The following is a 17,344-nucleotide window of genomic DNA, read 5'->3' as shown; positions in this document are numbered from 1 at the left end:
ATAAACCCTGTGGGAGCGGACTTGTTCGCGATACAGACACCACGGTCTGACTGATTGACCGAGTTGAATCTATCGCGAGCAAGCCCGCTCCCACACGTCGCCGCTTCTCAATACGGCTTGATTGCCGCCGGGTTCATCATCCGCGTCAGACCCATATTTTTCAGGGCCAGGTGGATGGTGCTGCGAATAACCTGCGGGTTGTCGATGGTCATCACTTCAGCCAACAGTTCCTTGGCGCGGCTCAGGCTGACCTGGCGCAGCATCCACTTCACTTTTGGCAGGTTGGTGGCGTTCATCGACAGGCTGTCAAAACCCATCGCCATCAGCAGAATCGCAGCCGCCGGATCACCGGCCATTTCACCGCAGATACTCGCCGGCTTGCCTTCAGCGTGGGCGTCGCGCACGACCGATTGCAGGGCTTGCAGTACGGCCGGGTGCAGGTAGTCGTACAAATCCGCGACCCGTGGGTTGTTACGGTCCACGGCCAGCAGGTATTGAGTCAGGTCGTTGGAACCCACCGACAGGAAGTCCACCTGGCGCGCCAGCTCCTTGGTCTGATAGACCGCCGCCGGGATTTCGATCATCACGCCGATGGGCGGCATCGGCACGTCGGTCCCTTCGTCACGCACTTCACCCCAGGCACGGTGCAACAGGTGCAGGGCTTCTTCGAGCTCATGGGTGCCGGAGATCATCGGCAGCAAAATGCGCAGGTTGTTCAGGCCTTCACTGGCCTTGAGCATGGCCCGGGCCTGAACCAGAAAGATTTCAGGGTGGTCGAGGGTGACGCGAATCCCGCGCCAGCCGAGGAACGGGTTGTCTTCCTTGATCGGGAAGTACGACAGTGACTTGTCGCCGCCAATGTCCAGGCTGCGCATCGTCACCGGTTGCGGATGGAAGGCGGCGAGTTGCTCGCGATAAATCGCCAGCTGCTCCTTTTCGCTTGGAAAGCGCTGGTTGATCATGAACGGCACTTCGGTGCGGTACAGACCTACGCCTTCGGCGCCACGCTGCTGCGCACGCGCCACATCGGCCAGCAGGCCGGTGTTGACCCACAGCGGCATGCGATGCCCGTCCGGGGTGATGCACGGCAGCTCGCGCAGGGCGTCCAGCCCCAGGGACAACTGGCGTTCTTCTTCGACAACCTCGGCGTATTGCTTGCGCAACACTTCGCTGGGGTTGGTGTAGACCTCGCCGTGATAGCCATCGACGATCATCTGGATGCCGTCGACCTTGGAGTACGGCAGATCGACCAGGCCCATGACCGTAGGAATGCCCATGGCCCGTGCCAGAATGGCCACGTGGGAGTTGCCCGAACCCAGTACCGACACCAGGCCGATCAGCTTGCCCTCAGGCACTTCGCCGAGCATGGTGGCGGTCAGTTCTTCGCTGACCAGAATGGTGTTGTCGGGGTAGACCATGCTCTGCTGGCGATCATGCTGCAAGTAGGCCAGCAGGCGACGACCGAGGTCGCGCACATCCGACGCCCGCTCGCGCAGGTAGTCGTCGTCCATCAATTCAAAACGGTTGACGTGATCAGTCACCACCTGACGCAGCGCGCCCTGGGCCCACTGACCGGTCTTGATGACATTTTTGACTTCGCTGCCCAGCGACGCATCGTCGAGCATCATCAGGTACACGTCGAACAGCGCCTGCTCTTCGGGGCGTAACTGCGTGGCGAGTTTTTTCGACACGGCGCGCATGTCGTTGCGCACGCCTTCGAGGGCTGTTTTGAACAGCGCGATTTCGGCAGGAATATCGGTGATGGCCTTGTCGGGCACCACGTCCAGATCCGCCGGAGGCAACATGACGACGGCAGTACCCACCGCCGCACCCGGAGAACCCGGCACGCCGACGAACTTGGCTTCCTGAATACCCTTGCCCTGACGGCCCAGGCCGCGAATCGACCCCGTGGCTTCGGCATGGGCAATAACCCCTGCCAACTGGGCGCTCATGGTCACCAGGAAGGCTTCTTCACCCTCATCGAACTGGCGACGCTCCTTTTGCTGGATGACCAGAACCCCGACCACACGGCGGTGGTGGATGATCGGCGCACCCAGGAAAGAGGCATAGCGCTCCTCTCCGGTTTCGGCAAAGTAGCGATAGCGCGGGTGATCGGCGGCGTTTTCGAGGTTCAGAGGCTCTTCACGGGTGCCCACAAGGCCCACAAGGCCTTCGTTGGGCGCCATGCTGACTTTGCCGATCGAGCGCTTGTTCAAGCCCTCGGTGGCCATCAGGACAAAGCGGTTGGTCTCTGGATCAAGCAAATAGACCGAGCAGACCTGGCTGCTCATGGCCTCTTTGACGCGCAACACAATAATCCCCAACGCCGCCTTGAGATCCTTGGCGGAGTTAACTTCCTGGACGATCTTGCGCAGCGTATTGAGCATGGCTCGGGGTCGAACTCCGTGTCAGGCGCGCGTTAAAAGGCGCGGGGCAAGCTCTTTGAGAGCGCGACGGTAGACCTCGCGCTTGAATGTCACCACCTGGCCCAACGGGTACCAATAACTGACCCAACGCCAGCCATCGAACTCCGGTTTACCGGTCAAATCCATCCGCACCCGTTGCTCGTTAGAGACCAGGCGCAGCAAAAACCACTTTTGCTTCTGGCCGATACACAGCGGTTGGCTGTGGGTACGCACCAGTCGTTGCGGCAAACGATAACGCAACCAGCCTCGCGTGCAGGCGAGTATTTCTACATCTTCGCGTTCAAGGCCAACTTCTTCGTTCAGCTCACGGTACAAGGCGTCTTCCGGCGTCTCATCAGGGTTGATGCCTCCCTGTGGAAACTGCCAGGCGTCTTGATTGATACGGCGAGCCCAAAGTACCTGACCAGCGTCATTTGTCAGAATAATCCCGACATTAGGGCGGAAACCATCGGGGTCGATCACGGCAACAACCTCGCAAACGCATGTCACCGCATTGTTCCACAAAGGTTGTGAAAGCAGCAACGCGCCTTCCTGCCTTATGTGCACTCTTATTAAAAGACCGTATTCTTGTGGCCTTTTCTCAGGCAACTCAACGGGTAACCTCAATGCGTCTGGCTTTATTCGACTTGGACAACACCCTTCTGGGCGGTGACAGCGATCACGCCTGGGGCGACTACCTGTGCCAACGGGGCATTCTCGATGGCGACGCCTACAAGGCGCGCAACGACGAGTTCTACCAGGATTACCTGGCCGGCAAGCTCGACAACGCTGCCTATCTTAATTTCAGCATGGAAATCTTTGGCCGCCATGACATGGCGCAACTGGATCAGTGGCACCGCGAGTTCATGCGCGACTGCATCGACGGCCTGATGCTGCCCAAGGCCCAGGCCCTGCTTGCCAAGCACCGTGAAGCAGGCGACACGCTGGTGATCATCACCGCCACCAACCGCGTGGTCACGGCCCCCATTGCCCAGAAACTTGGCGTGGAACATCTGATTGCCACCGAGTGCGAAATCGTCGATGGCCGCTACACCGGACGCAGCACCGACGTACCGTGCTTCCGTGAAGGCAAGGTCACGCGCCTGAACCGCTGGATGGCCGAAAACGGCTACAGCCTTGAAGACAGCTACTTCTACAGCGACTCGATGAACGACTTGCCGTTGCTGGAGCAGGTTGACCATCCGGTGGCGGTGGACCCTGATCCAAACTTGCGAGCCGAGGCCATCAAGCGTGGCTGGGAAGTCATCTCGCTGCGCGACTGACACACAACCTGTGTGGGAGCGGGCTTGCTCGCTCCCACACAAGCAAGTGTTCTTAAACCGGCTTGGCGCCCATCAGCCCGGCAATGGCGATAAAACAGACGGCACAAAAAATCGCCAAAACCAGCGTAAAGCCCGGATACCTGGCCATTCGTCCCAACCGCAGCCGGTTGAGGCGCACCACCAGCCATAACCAGCTCAAGCTGCCAAGCACATACAAACAGCTGCCCGCCAGTAACCACAATTGGCTCAGGGGCCAACCGGCCAAGTGCACCAGAAACCAGCCACTGACCGGCAACGCCAGCAAGCACACCCCCATCAACGCCCAGACAAAGCTCCAGGGCCGCTGCACCAGCCCGCCCGACAGGTTCTTGTCCCCTGCACGCCAACGACGAATCACCAGGACCAGCAAGGCAATGGCGCTGACAAACAGCAGCAGTGTCGACACGCCATGCAGCAGTTTTAACGCTGTGAACGTTTCCATATGTTAATCCCTTGAGCCGTTCAATCAGCGTAGCGGCTATCAGCCAAGAAACAGCTGATAGGCCGGGTTATCGCTCTCATCCCAATACGGATAACCGATTTCAGCCAGTGCCGCCGGCACCAGATGGCGTTCGTCGGCAGGCACTTGCAGGCCAGCCATGACCCGACCATCGGCCGCACCGTGGTTGCGGTAGTGGAACATCGAAATATTCCAGCGCCCGCCCAGTTTGTTCAGGAAGTTGAACAGCGCACCCGGACGCTCCGGAAACTCGAAACGGAACAGCAACTCATCACTGACCTTCGCCGCATGCCCGCCCACCATATGGCGGATGTGCAGCTTGGCCAGTTCGTTCTCGGTCAGGTCGACCACCGGAAAGCCTTGCTCTGTCAGGCTGGCCAGCAGTGCGCTGCGCGGGTCGTTTTCAGGATGAGTCTGCACACCCACGAAAATGTGCGCTTCGCTGCCGGTGTGGTAGCGGTAGTTGAATTCGGTGATCTGACGCTTGCCGATGGCCTGGCAAAACGCCTTGAAGCTGCCTGCTTCTTCTGGAATCGTCACGGCGATGATGGCTTCGCGGCCTTCACCCAGCTCTGCACGCTCGGCCACATGGCGCAAACGATCGAAGTTGACGTTGGCCCCGGAATCGATCGCCACCAGGGTCTGGCCACGTACGCCCCGTTGCTCAACGTACTTCTTGATCCCGGCCACACCCAACGCGCCGGCAGGTTCGGTGATCGATCGGGTATCGTCGAAGATATCCTTGATTGCCGCACAGATCTCGTCAGTGCTGACGGTGATCACTTCATCCACATAGTCTTTGCAGATGTCAAACGTGTACTGGCCAATCTGGCCCACAGCAACACCGTCGGCAAAAATCCCCACCGTTGGCAGCACTACGCGCTCGCCTGCCGCCATCGCAGCTTGCAGGCAGTTGGAGTCATCGGGCTCGACACCAATGATCTTGATATCCGGACGCAGATATTTCACGTACGCCGCAATACCGGCAATCAGCCCGCCACCGCCCACCGGGACGAAAATCGCATCCAGCGGCGCCGGGTGCTGGCGCAGAATTTCCATCGCCACGGTGCCCTGCCCGGCAATGGTGTGCGGGTCATCGTAGGGATGGACGTAGACGTAGCCTTTTTGCTCAACCAGTTGCAGCGAGTAGGCCAGGGCTTCCGGGAAAGAATCGCCGTGCAGCACCACAATGCCGCCACGGGAACGCACGCCTTCGACCTTGATCTCAGGAGTGGTTTTTGGCATGACGATAGTGGCTTTGACACCCAGTACCTTGGCCGCCAGGGCCAGGCCCTGAGCGTGGTTGCCAGCAGAGGCCGTGACCACACCGCAAGCGCGCTCGGCGTCGCTCAAGTGCATCAGCTTGTTGTAAGCGCCACGAATCTTGAACGAATACACCGGCTGCAAATCTTCACGCTTGAGCCAAATCTGGTTGCCCAACCGCTCGGTCAGCTGGTTGGCCAGCTGCAACGGGGTTTCTACGGCAACGTCATAAACACGCGAGTTTAGGATCTTCTTAACGTACTGTTCGAGCATCGGAAAGCTTCACTGGGCGGGTTGGCAGGGACCAAGGAGTCTACCCCAGCGTTTACGCGGGCGACCATACGAATCCAAAGGTTTTACATGCTTGGGTTATACTTGCGCCCTTCTGTTTGTTTAACCTTCCCGCCCCGGAGCCCGCATGACCCAGGATCAACTCAAACAGGCCGTAGCCCAGGCTGCAGTCGACTTCATCCTTCCAAAACTGGATGACAAGAGCATCGTCGGGGTCGGCACCGGCTCCACGGCCAACTGCTTCATCGACGCCCTGGCCCAGCACAAGGGCGCATTCGACGGCGCCGTGGCCAGCTCGGAAGCCACCGCTGCCCGCCTCAAGGGCCACGGCATTCCGGTGTATGAGCTGAACACAGTCAGCGACCTGGAGTTCTACGTTGATGGCGCCGATGAAAGCGACGAAAACCTGAACCTGATCAAAGGCGGTGGCGCAGCCCTGACCCGCGAGAAGATCGTGGCGGCCGTGGCCAAGACCTTTATCTGCATCGCCGACGCCAGCAAACTGGTTCCGGTACTGGGGGCGTTCCCGCTGCCGGTTGAAGTGATCCCGATGGCCCGCAGCCACGTGGCCCGCGAACTGGTCAAGCTGGGTGGCGATCCGGTCTACCGCGAAGGCGTGGTGACGGACAACGGCAATATCATCATCGACGTGTTCAACATGCAGATCATCAACCCGGTTGAGCTGGAGCGTCAGATCAACGCCATTGTTGGCGTCGTGACCAACGGCCTGTTCGCCGCCCGCCCGGCTGACCTGCTGTTGCTGGGTACGCCTGAAGGCGTCAAAACCCTGAGCAAGTAACTGCAAAACTTGTAGCCGCTGCCGCAGGCTGCGATAAGGACCGCAGGGCCTTCGCTTTTAAGCAGGGTCGCTGCGTCGCAGTGGCGCACCAAACCCATCGCAGCCTGCGGCAGCGACTACAAATCAGGTTTTTTTGAACACGTAAAACAAATTCGGCTCACTCACCACGTACACCGTCCCGTCTTCGTCCATGGCCACACCTTCTGCCTGCGGTACTGATTTCTTCAGGCCATGACGGCCCTTTTTCAGCGACAACACACTGATCGGGCGCCCCTCCAGGTCCAGCTCCAGCAACAACCTGGACTCATCCGACAGCGCCAGCAAGTGCCCGGTGCGTTCGTCAAACTGCAAGCTCGACAAATCCCGCACAAACAATCGCGCATCACGTCGCGGGTTGGTCACCACATGGGTGGCGTAAGGTTGCTGCGCATTGGCCTGAGGAAAGCCGCGCACCTCATAAATCAACATCGGGTCGCGCTCCTTTGCCACAAACAGGCGCTTGCCCACAGAGTCATAGGCCAGGCCTTCAAAGCCCTTGTTGCCCAACCGGTTGATCCCCAGCGTCAATTGCTCCGCATCTTTGGCATCCAGCACCTGGGTGCTGTCATCGATCCTTACCTTGATCAGCCGCTGTTGACGCTCATCGGTGATGACGTAAGTGTTCTCGCCAATAAACTCAACGGCCTCGGCGTCGCCAAACCCGACCAGCGCGATGCGCCGCAAGAGACGACCATCGAGGGACAGCTCGACCAGCTCGGCTTTTTTATTGGTGACGGTGAACAGGCTTTTGCGCAGCGGATCGTAGGTCAGGGCCGACACATCGTCCTCAAGTCCCTCGATCACCTTGCCTTGCAGCACGGCGCGGTACTCGCCCAGATTGATCGCAGCCGGATCGGCGGGTTGCCACAGCTGGCTGGCCTGAAACCAGGCTCGTTCAAAGATTCGAAAGTGTTGCGCGGCGAATCCGGCGGCCACAAGAGCCACGAGTATTACACCCAGAACAAGAGCAAAAGGACGGCTGACACGGCGCATTGAGGTCGAACTCTAAAAAATCAGGCAGGAGAAATACCACCACTGCCTGAACTCAACCTTAACCCTCAATACACAACGTGTCTGGCGCGCAAGACGGCTGGTTACCTGGCCTTTTTCTCGAAACGATAAAACAGGTTCGGCTCGCTCACCATGTAGAGCGTACCGTGCTCATCGATCGCGACCCCTTCGGCCCGGGGAATGGTGTTCTTGAGACCGTTGAAACCGCCAAGCAAGGTCATGAAACTGACTTGCTCGCCCAGCTCATCAAGTTCAAGGAGCATGTGCGAATCAGCCGACAGCACCAGTGTGTGCCCCGTGCGCGGGTCAATGCTCAGGGCAGACAGATTGCGCAGATCCAGTTCATCGCTGGGTACTTTTTGCTTGCTGCCGGTGAGTACCTGGCCGCCATCGCTTCTCCATACAAACAACTGCGGTGGACGCTCCTCACCCAGCAACAGCTGCTGGCGGCGTGGATCCCAGGCAATGGCTTCAAACGCCTTGTTCTGGTTTTTCGACGGGCCCAGGTCGTACTTGGGGAAGTCGGCAATGTTCAAGGTTTTGGTGTCGGCATCGATATTAACGATGCTCAGCATATGCTCACGCTCGTCAACAATGGCCAGCAGACCGTTTTCCATCACCGTCAGGCCTTCGGGGTTGCTCCAGCCCACCAGCGGAATTTTACGCAGCACATCGCCATCAAGGGTCAGTTCCACCAGGAACGGATTCTTGCCCATCACCGAAAACAGCGTTTTGCTCAGCGGGTTATAAGCCAGATCTGATGCTTCGTCCTTTTCCATCCCCGGCAGCACCTTGGCATCAATCACCGCCGTGTAGTCAGGCAGCCACACACTTTCGTTCTGCTCAGACGGGCTTTCAAACCGCTCCAGCACCCACAATGCACCGCGGTCATCCCAATGCATGATCGACGCCAATCCATAGAGCAATGCGCCAAGCAGCAATAACCAGTAATACCAGCGCATGCGCAAGCGAGAGGACTTGGGGAGAGGCGGAATCAACTGAGGGTCTGTTGCCATTTGAGTGGGCTTCCATGAGATTTGGCTGATGCTGGACATCACAAAGCGGGCAAACCGACTGCCTCGCGCGCAATGATTATGCAAAAGGCGTGTGAAATTAATAGTAAAAATGCCAAAAAACTTGATGGCACTGGTCCTTGCTGATTGAACGAGTGCCATTTATCGACAGCGCGGGTCACTTCACAGCTATAAAAATAGACGCCCTCCATTCTCGGACCTGACTCTCTATAACTTTTAGTACCACACAGACACTAATACCGAACAACTAGCACTTGCCTTTCATTACCTGCACGCTCTACCAGTAGGAGATTTCCGAATAACCCAAAGACATTCAAACGCACTCCATTCTCCCTTGACACTCATACTCCCAGGCTCTTATCTAATAAAACAACCGGCTCGGCTGACTTACTGAAGTAGTTATATATCGATCGCCTACTGTGCAGCTAACACCAGCCCACCACTCCACATTCATCACAGGCCCTGCACCACACGGCACCAGGCCCGGAACTCGCCTGTGCGACGCCTGTCGCCCACTGACCAGCCAGAAAGGAATCTTTTATATATGCCCTTTACCTCATGCATAAACAAACTTGCGCCTCCTGCACTTTCCAACCCTGAAAAAAACACGATCTGCGCACGGGCCGCCGAACATTTGCTTATCACAATAACGCCTTATAAAAACATGGAGGAAGGGGACCTCATCGAGTTGTTTTGGGACAGCTGTTATGTAACCTCGCAGAAAATTCTAAACACTGACATTGGCCATCCTGTGCTGTTAAGAGTGCCTGAAAGTTTCATTCAAAGTGGCTCGGCACGTCTTTATTACCGTGTGATGCATATCGGCAGTACCCCTGCTCTTTCTGCCCAGCTCAAGGTATTTGTCAAACTTGACTGCCCGGGCGGGGAAGCCGTCGGCGATGAAAATCAGGGCCTCGCCCCACTCATCATTCCCAAGCCTATCCAGCGTTACGGGGTTAACTCCAGCCAGATGAGACGCGGCGTACCCGTGACCATCGAGCCCTACCGCAACATGGCCTGCGAAGACGCGATCACCCTGCTGTGGGGCGACGTACGCCTGGACCTGCCCAAACTGCGCCAGGTGGATATCGACAAGCCTGTGGGCGTGTTCGTCCCCCCACACATCATTCAGGAAGGCGGCGAAGACTCCAAACTGGAAGTCACCTACTGCGTGATCGACCGTGCAGGCAACAATTCGCGCTGGGCGCCCGCACGAATACTCAAGGTAGGCGCTGCAAAACGCTATCTAAAGCCCACACCAGGGGAGGCACTGCACGCGGCAGAGACACACCCCGACTGGCGCAGCTAGGGCCGGGGACGCAATGGAATCATCTATTCATATTCCTAAAAGTTAGTTCTTTTAATTTTTATACTCGATTAGGGTATATAGACCGGACCACCGGACTCTCTGCTTTTATCCGCGCCGCTCAAGCGGCGCTCCCATGAAACGTGAGGTAGGTATGGTCCGTAAAACAATCACCCTTGTGCATAACGCCAGGGCATTGAGTGCAGCCAAGGAGCGGTACTAATGTCCAATCTGGCCAATGCACACCTGCAAAGCGACCAGGATGTCGCGCCTCTGTTGCTGGCAGCGCAAGTTCTGCGCACCGACAACGAAGCCCTTGAAGCCGCCCGAGCGCTGGCTGCCAGCGCACGGGAACACGCGGGCAAACGCGACCAGCAACGCAAGCTGCCGTGGTCGCATATAGAAGCCTTTACCCGTAGTGGCCTGGGAAGTATCTCCATTGGCCGCGAGTTTGGCGGGCCCAAGGTGTCATTCGTGACCTTGGCCGAAGTGTTCGCGATTATCTCGGCTGCCGATCCGGCGCTGGGGCAGATCCCGCAGAATCAGGTCGGCATTCTCAGCCTGATCGCTGCCACGGCCACCCAGGCGCAAAAAGAACAACTGTTCGCCAGCGTGCTGCAAGGCTGGCGCATCGGCAATGCAGGTCCGGAACGCGGCAGCAAAAACACCCTCGACCTGAAGGCCCGGATCACCGCCGATGGGGACGATTTCGTCATCAACGGACAGAAGTTTTATTCCACCGGGGCCCTGTTCGCCCACTGGATTGCGGTTAAGGCAATCAACGATCACGGCAAGCCGGTCATGGCCTTTGTACGTCGCGGCACACCGGGCTTGCGCGTTGTCGATGACTGGTCCGGATTTGGTCAGCGCACCACCGCCAGCGGCACCGTACTGCTCAACAATGTTCGAGTTGAAGCCGAACTGGTGGTCGACAGTTCGCGCCTCAACGATGCGCCCAATATTCAAGGCGCTGTGTCGCAGTTGATCCAGGCGGCCATCGATCTGGGCATTGCCCGGGGCGCCATCGCCGACACCATCAGTTTTGTGCGCGAACGCTCACGCCCGTGGATCGACGCCAAGGTCGAACGCAACAGCGATGACCCTTACGTGATCGCCGACATCGGCAAGCTGCACATTGAGTTGCACGCCGCCGAGGCCCTGCTGCGCAAAGCCGGTCGCGTGCTGGACGAAGTCAGCGCCGCTGCGATTGACGCTCACGCCGCTGCCCGCGCATCCATTGCCGTGGCCGAGGCCAAAGTGTTGACCACCGAGCTGTCGTTGCTGGCCAGCGAAAAGCTCTTCGAACTCGCCGGCAGCCGCGCCACCCTTGCCGAATTCAACCTCGACCGCCACTGGCGCAACGCCCGGGTGCATACCCTGCACGACCCGGTGCGCTGGAAGTACCACGCCATTGGCGCTTACCGCCTCAACGGCACCTTGCCTGCCCGGCATTCCTGGATCTGACCCTGGAGACACCCATGTCACTGATATCCAAACAGGTCCCGGTTATCCACAGCGATGCCGAGGCCCTGAGCGTAGCCCGTGAGCTGGCGGCGCATTTCAAACGCGACAGCGCACTGCGCGATCGTGAGCGACGCCTGCCTTTTGATGAGCTGGAACTGTTTTCCCACACCGGCCTGTGGGGCATCACCGTGCCCAAGGCCTACGGCGGTGCCGGTGTGTCCAATGTCACCCTGGCCCAGGTTGTCGCGTTGATCGCTGCGGCCGATGCCTCGCTGGGGCAAATCCCGCAGAATCACTTTTATGCCCTTGAAGTTCTTCGGGTCAATGGCACTCACGAGCAAAAGCAGCGGCTGTATGCCGAAGTGCTGGCCGGGCAACGCTTCGGCAATGCCCTGGCCGAAATCGGCACCAAGACTGCACACGATCGCACCACCCACCTGGCCAAGGCCGAACACGGCTATCGCATCACCGGCCGCAAGTTCTACGCCACCGGCGCACTGTATGCGCAGCGGATTCCTACCTCGGTGGTGGACGATAACGGTATCCAGCACCTGGCATTTGTCCACCGCGACAGCGACGGCCTGAGCGTGATCGACGACTGGAGCGGCTTTGGCCAGCGCACCACGGGCAGCGGCTCGGTGGTATTCGACAACGTATCGGTCGCCACCCAGGACGTGATCCCGTTTCAAAGCGCCTTCGAGCGTCCGACCCCGGTTGGCCCGCTGGCGCAGATTCTGCACGCGGCCATCGACACCGGTATTGCCCGCGCCGCCTTTGAAGACGCCCTGAATTTTGTGCGTACCAAAACCCGGCCCTGGATCGACGCCACCACCGATATCGCCAGCGAAGACCCCCTGACCCTGAAAAGCTTCGGCCACTTGAGTGTGCGCCTGCATGCTGCCGAGGCCCTGCTGGAGCGGGCCGGGGAATTCCTCGACAGCGCCCAGACCGACACCAGCGCCAGCACCGTGGCAGCCGCCTCGATAGCCATCGCTGAGGCGCGAGCCCTGAGCACTGAAATTTCCCTGGCCGCGGGCAGCACTCTGTTCGAGCTGGCGGGCAGCCAGGCCACCCTGGCCGAGCACGGTCTCGACCGCCACTGGCGCAATGCCCGGGTCCATACGCTGCATGACCCGGTGCGCTGGAAGTACCACGCCGTGGGCAACTACTACCTCAACGATGCCAACCCGCCACTGCGGGGGACCATTTGATGAGTAAAAAAAAGATCCTGATCAATGCCTTCAACATGAACTGCATTGGCCATATCAATCACGGGCTGTGGACGCACCCACGGGACAACTCGACCACCTTCAACACCCTGGAGTACTGGACAGAGCTGGCTCAGCTATTGGAACGAGGACTGTTTGACGGGCTGTTCATCGCTGACATCGTGGGCGTGTACGACGTTTATCAACAGTCGGTTGATGTCCCCCTCAAAGAGGCGATCCAGTTGCCGGTTAACGACCCGCTGCTGCTGGTTTCGGCGATGGCTGCCGTCACCAAAAACCTCGGCTTTGGCCTGACCGCCAACCTGACCTACGAAACCCCGTATTTATTCGCGCGCCGCATGTCGACTCTGGATCACCTGACCCGCGGCCGCGTCGGCTGGAATATTGTCACTGGCTACCTCGACAGCGCTGCCAAGGCCATGGGCCTGACCGAGCAAGTCGAGCACGACCGTCGCTACGATCAGGCCGATGAGTACCTGCAAGTGCTTTACAAGCTCTGGGAGGGCAGCTGGGAAAACGACGCCGTGATCAATGACCCGGTGCAGCGCATCTACGCCCGGCCCGACAAGGTTCACAAGGTCAAACACGACGGTGAGTTCTATCAGGTGGAGGGGTATCACCTCTGCGAGCCGTCGCCCCAGCGCACCCCGGTCCTGTTTCAGGCGGGCAGCTCGGATCGCGGGCTGGTATTTGCCGGGCGCCATGCCGAGTGCGTGTTTATCAGTGGCCAGACCAAGGCCGCCACCAAAGCCCAGGTCGACAAGGTTCGCGCCAGCGCCGTGGCGGCGGGCCGCAACCCTGACGACATCAAATTGTTCATGGGCCTCAACGTGATCGTTGCACCGACCGAGGCACAGGCGCAGGCAAAGCGTGACGAGTACTTGCGCTATGCCAGCGCCGAAGCGGGAGTGGCGCACTTTTCCAGCTCCACGGGCATCGACTTTGCCGACTATGAACTGGACGAGCCGATCCAGTACGTGAAGAGCAACGCGATCCAGTCGGCGACCAAAGTGCTGCAAAACAATGACTGGACCCGGCGCAAGTTGCTCGAACAGCACGCGCTGGGCGGGCGCTACATCACCCTGGTGGGTTCGCCGGAACACGTGGCTGATGAACTGGAGTCGTGGATCGCAGAAACCGGCCTCGATGGCTTCAACCTGACCCGCATCGTCACCCCTGAAAGCTACGTCGATTTTATCGACCTGGTGGTCCCCGAACTGCAACGCAGGGGCTCCTATAAAACCGCTTATGACACCGGCAGCCTGCGGCAAAAGCTGTTTGTCGACGGGGATGCGCACTTGCCACAACGCCATACCGGCGCGGCTTACAGATATCAAGACCTGTAGTCGCTGCCGCAGGCTGCGATCAGGCCTGCGGGGATTTCGAGAAAACGGGTTGCGGAGCAACCCTTCGCAGCCTTCGGCAGCGACTACAGGGTTCGAATTCCGACTATTTGACTGAGAAAACACCATGAACAAAAAACACGCACTGGTTCTGGCCCTCGGGCTGTTTAGCGGCCTCATCCACGCAGCCGACAAGCCCCTCAAGGTCGGCACCACCGCCGCTTTCGCCATCCCGCTGGAAACCGCAGTGGCCGAGGCCGACAAGCAAGGGCTCAAGGTCGAACTGGTGGAGTTCACCGACTGGATCGCACCTAACGTCAGCCTGGCCAGTGGCGATATCGACGTGAACTACTTCCAGCACATCCCCTTTCTGGAAAACACCAAGGCCGCTGCCGGGTTTGACCTGACGCCTTACGCCAAAGGCATCATCAACAACGTGGGCCTGTATTCGAAAAAATACAAAAGCCTCAACGCCTTGCCTGAAGGCGCCACTGTCGCCATCGCCAACGACCCGATCAACAGCGGGCGCGGCCTGCAACTGCTGGCCAAGGCCGGGTTGATTACCCTCAAGCCCGGCGTCGGCTACAAGGCCACCGAAGAAGACATCATCGCCAACCCGAAGAAGATCAAAATCCTGCAGGTTGAAGCCGTGCAACTGGTGCGTGCCTACGACGATGCCGATCTGGTTCAGGGCTACCCTGCCTACATCCGCCTGGCCAAGACCTTTGATGCCGAGTCGGCGTTGCTGTTCGACGGCATCGATCACCCCGAGTACGTGATTCAGTTCGTGATCCAGCCTAAAAACAAGGACGACCCGCGCCTGGCCAAGTTCATCGACATTTATCAGCACTCCCCCGTGGTCAAGGCCCAACTGGATAAGACCTACGGCAACCTGTACCAACCCGGCTGGGGAGGCTGATCATGAGCGTGGCCATTGCTCGCGAGCGGCTCGATCAGCCGCAGCCCAGCGCGAACCACACCGAACTGCACCCCGAGCTGAGCCACGCCCATGTGCGTTTTATCGGTATCGGCAAAACCTATGAGGGCCGCCAGGGCCCGGTGGATGCCCTCAAAGGCATCGACCTGGCGATTCAACGAGGGGAAATTTTCGGCATTATTGGCCGCAGCGGCGCGGGCAAGTCGTCGCTGATTCGTACCATCAACCGCCTCGAACACCCCAGCAGCGGACGCGTGCTGATTGACCAGGTGGATATCGCCGGTTTTGACGAAGACATACTGGTCGCGCTGCGGCGCAAGATCGGCATGATTTTCCAGCACTTCAACCTGATGTCGGCCAAGACCGTGTGGCAGAACGTCGAACTGCCGCTCAAGGTGGCGGGGGTTCCCAAGCTGCAACGCGAGCAGAAAGTCCGCGAACTGCTGGAGCTGGTCGGCCTGCAAGGCAAGCACACGGCCTACCCGGCGCAGCTCTCGGGCGGGCAGAAACAGCGGGTCGGCATTGCCCGGGCGCTGGTTCACGACCCGGCGATTCTGCTCTGCGACGAAGCCACCTCGGCGCTGGACCCCGAAACCACGCAGTCGATTCTGGGCTTGCTGCGCGAAATCAATCAGCGCCTGGGCCTGACCATCATCCTCATCACCCATGAAATGGCTGTGATTCGGGATATTTGCCACCGCGTAGTGGTGCTTGAGCAAGGCCGGGTGGTGGAGCAAGGACCGGTGTGGCAAGTGTTTGGCGACCCGCAGCACGATGTCAGCAAAACCCTGCTCGCGCCGCTGCAAGACACCCTGCCCGAAGCCCTGCAAAAGCGTATTTGCGCGCAACCGCTGTCTTCGCAATCCAGCGTGATCCTGCGTCTGCGTTTCACCGGCAACCAGGCGCAAGAGCCGGATCTTGGCGCGTTGTTCAGCGCCCTGGGTGGGCAGGTGCGACTGCTGCACGGCGGTGTCGAGCACATCCAGGGCCATGCCCTGGGCCAACTGCTGCTCAGCGTGACCAGCACGTCCCTGGGCGTGGACGAACTGCGCAAGCGCGCCGGTCAATGGGCACAACAGGTCGAGGTGGTGGGTTATGGGATTTGATCGTTTATGGCAGGGGGTGATCGACACCTTCTTGATGGTCGGTGTGTCTTCGCTGATCGCGCTGATCCTGGGTATTCCGCTGGCGGTGATTCTGGTCACCAGCGGCAAGGGTGGCATTTATGAAGCCCCGGCGCTGAACAAGGCATTGGGGGCGTTCGTGAATCTGTTTCGCTCAATTCCCTTTCTGATTTTGATGGTGGCGCTGATCCCGTTTACCCGCCTGATTGTAGGCACTACCTACGGGGTCTGGGCTGCAGTCGTACCACTGACCATCGCGGCTACACCGTTTTTTGCCCGGATTGCCGAAGTCAGCCTGCGCGAAGTTGATCACGGATTAATCGAAGCCGCCCAGGCGATGGGCTGCAAGCGTCATCACATCATCTGGCATGTGCTGTTGCCCGAAGCCTTACCCGGTATCGTCGGCGGTTTTACCATCACCCTGGTGACCATGATCAACTCTTCGGCAATGGCTGGCGCGATCGGTGCAGGCGGGTTGGGTGACATTGCATACCGCTACGGCTATCAGCGCTTCGACTCGCAAGTGATGTTGACCGTGATCGTATTGCTGGTGATTTTAGTGGCCGTGATTCAGCTCGGCGGCGACCGCCTGGCCCTGGCACTGAACAAACGCTGAGGTATAGTCGGCGGCCTGACTGACGCCGACTGAGCCTGCGATGACCCTCGATCCAAAGACCCTCGAACAGATTGCTGCCATCACACTTGGCCACTATCAACAGAGTGCCGAAGGCTTCCGTGAAGGCACCCGCGACCACGACGTGAGCCAGAACATCAACGCTCTGCTGCGGCATATCCAGGGCTGTTCGCCGTTTTCGATTCTGGATTTTGGCTGTGGTCCGGGTCGCGACCTGCAAACCTTCACCCGGCTGGGTCATGTCGCGGTCGGGCTGGACGGCACCGAGCGTTTCACTCAAATGGCCCGCGAGGACAGCGGCTGCGAAGTGTGGCACCAGGACTTTCTCAAGCTTGATTTGCCCGCTGAGCGCTTCGACGGCATTTTTGCCAACGCCTCGTTGTTCCATGTGCCGACCCAGGAACTGGGCCAGGTACTGGGCAAGCTGCACGCTACCTTGAAACCCGGGGGCGTACTGCTCAGTTCCAACCCTCGCGGCGACAACCGTGAAGGCTGGAACGGTGAACGTTATGGCGCTTATCACGATCTGGAGAACTGGCGTGCGATGCTGATGGCAGCCGGTTTTGCCGAACTTGAACACTACTATCGCCCGGCGGGCTTGCCCCGTGACCAGCAGCCGTGGCTGGTGAGTGTGTGGCGCAAGCCCGCTGCACAAGCCCTGTAGTCGCTGTAAACGGTGTGCT

General features: G+C 59.1%; 16 protein-coding genes. 10 read left to right on the top strand and 6 right to left on the bottom strand.

The features are described 5' to 3' along the window. Positions 1–107 precede the first annotated feature (107 nt). Together ptsP and V6P94_RS04210 are read right to left on the bottom strand one after the other, a co-directional pair. Positions 108–2,387: a phosphoenolpyruvate--protein phosphotransferase gene (ptsP, locus tag V6P94_RS04215; protein WP_133075125.1), complete on the bottom strand. Its 2,280-nt coding sequence runs from the start codon at positions 2,385–2,387 to the stop codon at positions 108–110. A 21-nt stretch (positions 2,388–2,408) separates the two neighbouring features. Then, entirely contained in the window at positions 2,409–2,888 is a 480-nt protein-coding gene (locus V6P94_RS04210) for an RNA pyrophosphohydrolase (protein ID WP_019828104.1), read from the bottom strand. A gap of 143 nt (positions 2,889–3,031) precedes the next feature. Between V6P94_RS04210 and V6P94_RS04205 the strand changes: the two genes are divergently transcribed. Then, complete coding sequence (locus V6P94_RS04205; RefSeq protein ID WP_133075124.1) at positions 3,032–3,688, top strand: HAD family phosphatase; 657 nt, start codon at positions 3,032–3,034, stop codon at positions 3,686–3,688. Positions 3,689–3,740: 52 nt separating this feature from the next. On the opposite strand, the gene V6P94_RS04200 is transcribed toward V6P94_RS04205, so the two are convergent. Then, on the bottom strand, positions 3,741–4,169 hold the full coding sequence (locus V6P94_RS04200; RefSeq protein WP_133075123.1) for a DUF2269 family protein: 429 nt from the start codon (positions 4,167–4,169) through the stop codon (positions 3,741–3,743). 39 nt (positions 4,170–4,208) lie between these two features. Then, on the bottom strand, positions 4,209–5,723 hold the full coding sequence (gene ilvA, locus V6P94_RS04195; protein ID WP_133075122.1) for a threonine ammonia-lyase, biosynthetic: 1,515 nt from the start codon (positions 5,721–5,723) through the stop codon (positions 4,209–4,211). A 145-nt stretch (positions 5,724–5,868) separates the two neighbouring features. On the opposite strand from ilvA, the gene rpiA reads away from it, so the two are divergent. Then, positions 5,869–6,540 (top strand): ribose-5-phosphate isomerase RpiA, encoded by a 672-nt coding sequence (rpiA, locus tag V6P94_RS04190; protein ID WP_133075121.1) that lies wholly within the window; start codon positions 5,869–5,871, stop codon positions 6,538–6,540. A 123-nt stretch (positions 6,541–6,663) separates the two neighbouring features. On the opposite strand, the gene V6P94_RS04185 is transcribed toward rpiA, so the two are convergent. Both V6P94_RS04185 and V6P94_RS04180 read right to left on the bottom strand, forming a co-directional pair. After that, positions 6,664–7,572 (bottom strand): SdiA-regulated domain-containing protein, encoded by a 909-nt coding sequence (locus tag V6P94_RS04185; RefSeq protein WP_338649036.1) that lies wholly within the window; start codon positions 7,570–7,572, stop codon positions 6,664–6,666. A 101-nt stretch (positions 7,573–7,673) separates the two neighbouring features. Then, entirely contained in the window at positions 7,674–8,606 is a 933-nt protein-coding gene (locus V6P94_RS04180; protein WP_326398692.1) for an SdiA-regulated domain-containing protein, read from the bottom strand. A gap of 562 nt (positions 8,607–9,168) precedes the next feature. On the opposite strand from V6P94_RS04180, the gene V6P94_RS04175 reads away from it, so the two are divergent. From V6P94_RS04175 to V6P94_RS04140, 8 genes are all read left to right on the top strand, one after another. After that, a complete protein-coding gene (locus V6P94_RS04175; RefSeq protein ID WP_326398694.1) occupies positions 9,169–9,933 on the top strand; it encodes a hypothetical protein in 765 nt (254 codons plus the stop codon). A gap of 219 nt (positions 9,934–10,152) precedes the next feature. Further along, a complete protein-coding gene (locus V6P94_RS04170) occupies positions 10,153–11,394 on the top strand; it encodes an SfnB family sulfur acquisition oxidoreductase (RefSeq protein ID WP_133075118.1) in 1,242 nt (413 codons plus the stop codon). A 14-nt stretch (positions 11,395–11,408) separates the two neighbouring features. Continuing rightward, positions 11,409–12,605 carry an SfnB family sulfur acquisition oxidoreductase gene (locus V6P94_RS04165; RefSeq protein WP_326398697.1) on the top strand — a complete coding sequence of 399 codons (1,197 nt, stop codon included), beginning with the start codon at positions 11,409–11,411 and terminating at the stop codon, positions 12,603–12,605. Then, positions 12,605–13,969 (top strand): LLM class flavin-dependent oxidoreductase, encoded by a 1,365-nt coding sequence (locus V6P94_RS04160; RefSeq protein ID WP_133075116.1) that lies wholly within the window; start codon positions 12,605–12,607, stop codon positions 13,967–13,969. The genes V6P94_RS04165 and V6P94_RS04160 overlap by 1 nt, the downstream gene beginning before the upstream one ends. 124 nt (positions 13,970–14,093) lie before the next feature. Then, the gene (locus V6P94_RS04155; RefSeq protein WP_133075115.1) at positions 14,094–14,885 is read left to right on the top strand and encodes a MetQ/NlpA family ABC transporter substrate-binding protein; all 792 of its coding nucleotides are present in this window, start codon (positions 14,094–14,096) and stop codon (positions 14,883–14,885) included. Between the two features lie 2 nt (positions 14,886–14,887). Continuing rightward, positions 14,888–16,009 (top strand): ATP-binding cassette domain-containing protein, encoded by a 1,122-nt coding sequence (locus V6P94_RS04150; protein ID WP_133075114.1) that lies wholly within the window; start codon positions 14,888–14,890, stop codon positions 16,007–16,009. After that, a complete protein-coding gene (locus V6P94_RS04145) occupies positions 15,999–16,643 on the top strand; it encodes a methionine ABC transporter permease (RefSeq protein WP_019828117.1) in 645 nt (214 codons plus the stop codon). The genes V6P94_RS04150 and V6P94_RS04145 overlap by 11 nt, the downstream gene beginning before the upstream one ends. Before the next feature lie 40 nt (positions 16,644–16,683). Continuing rightward, positions 16,684–17,325, top strand: a complete 642-nt coding sequence (locus V6P94_RS04140) for a bifunctional 2-polyprenyl-6-hydroxyphenol methylase/3-demethylubiquinol 3-O-methyltransferase UbiG (protein WP_133075113.1) — start codon at positions 16,684–16,686, stop codon at positions 17,323–17,325. Positions 17,326–17,344: the final 19 nt, after the last annotated feature.

This window comes from Pseudomonas sp. ML2-2023-3 (assembly GCF_037055275.1).
GTDB lineage: Bacteria > Pseudomonadota > Gammaproteobacteria > Pseudomonadales > Pseudomonadaceae > Aquipseudomonas.
This window is presented reverse-complemented; position numbering and strand designations above follow the sequence as displayed.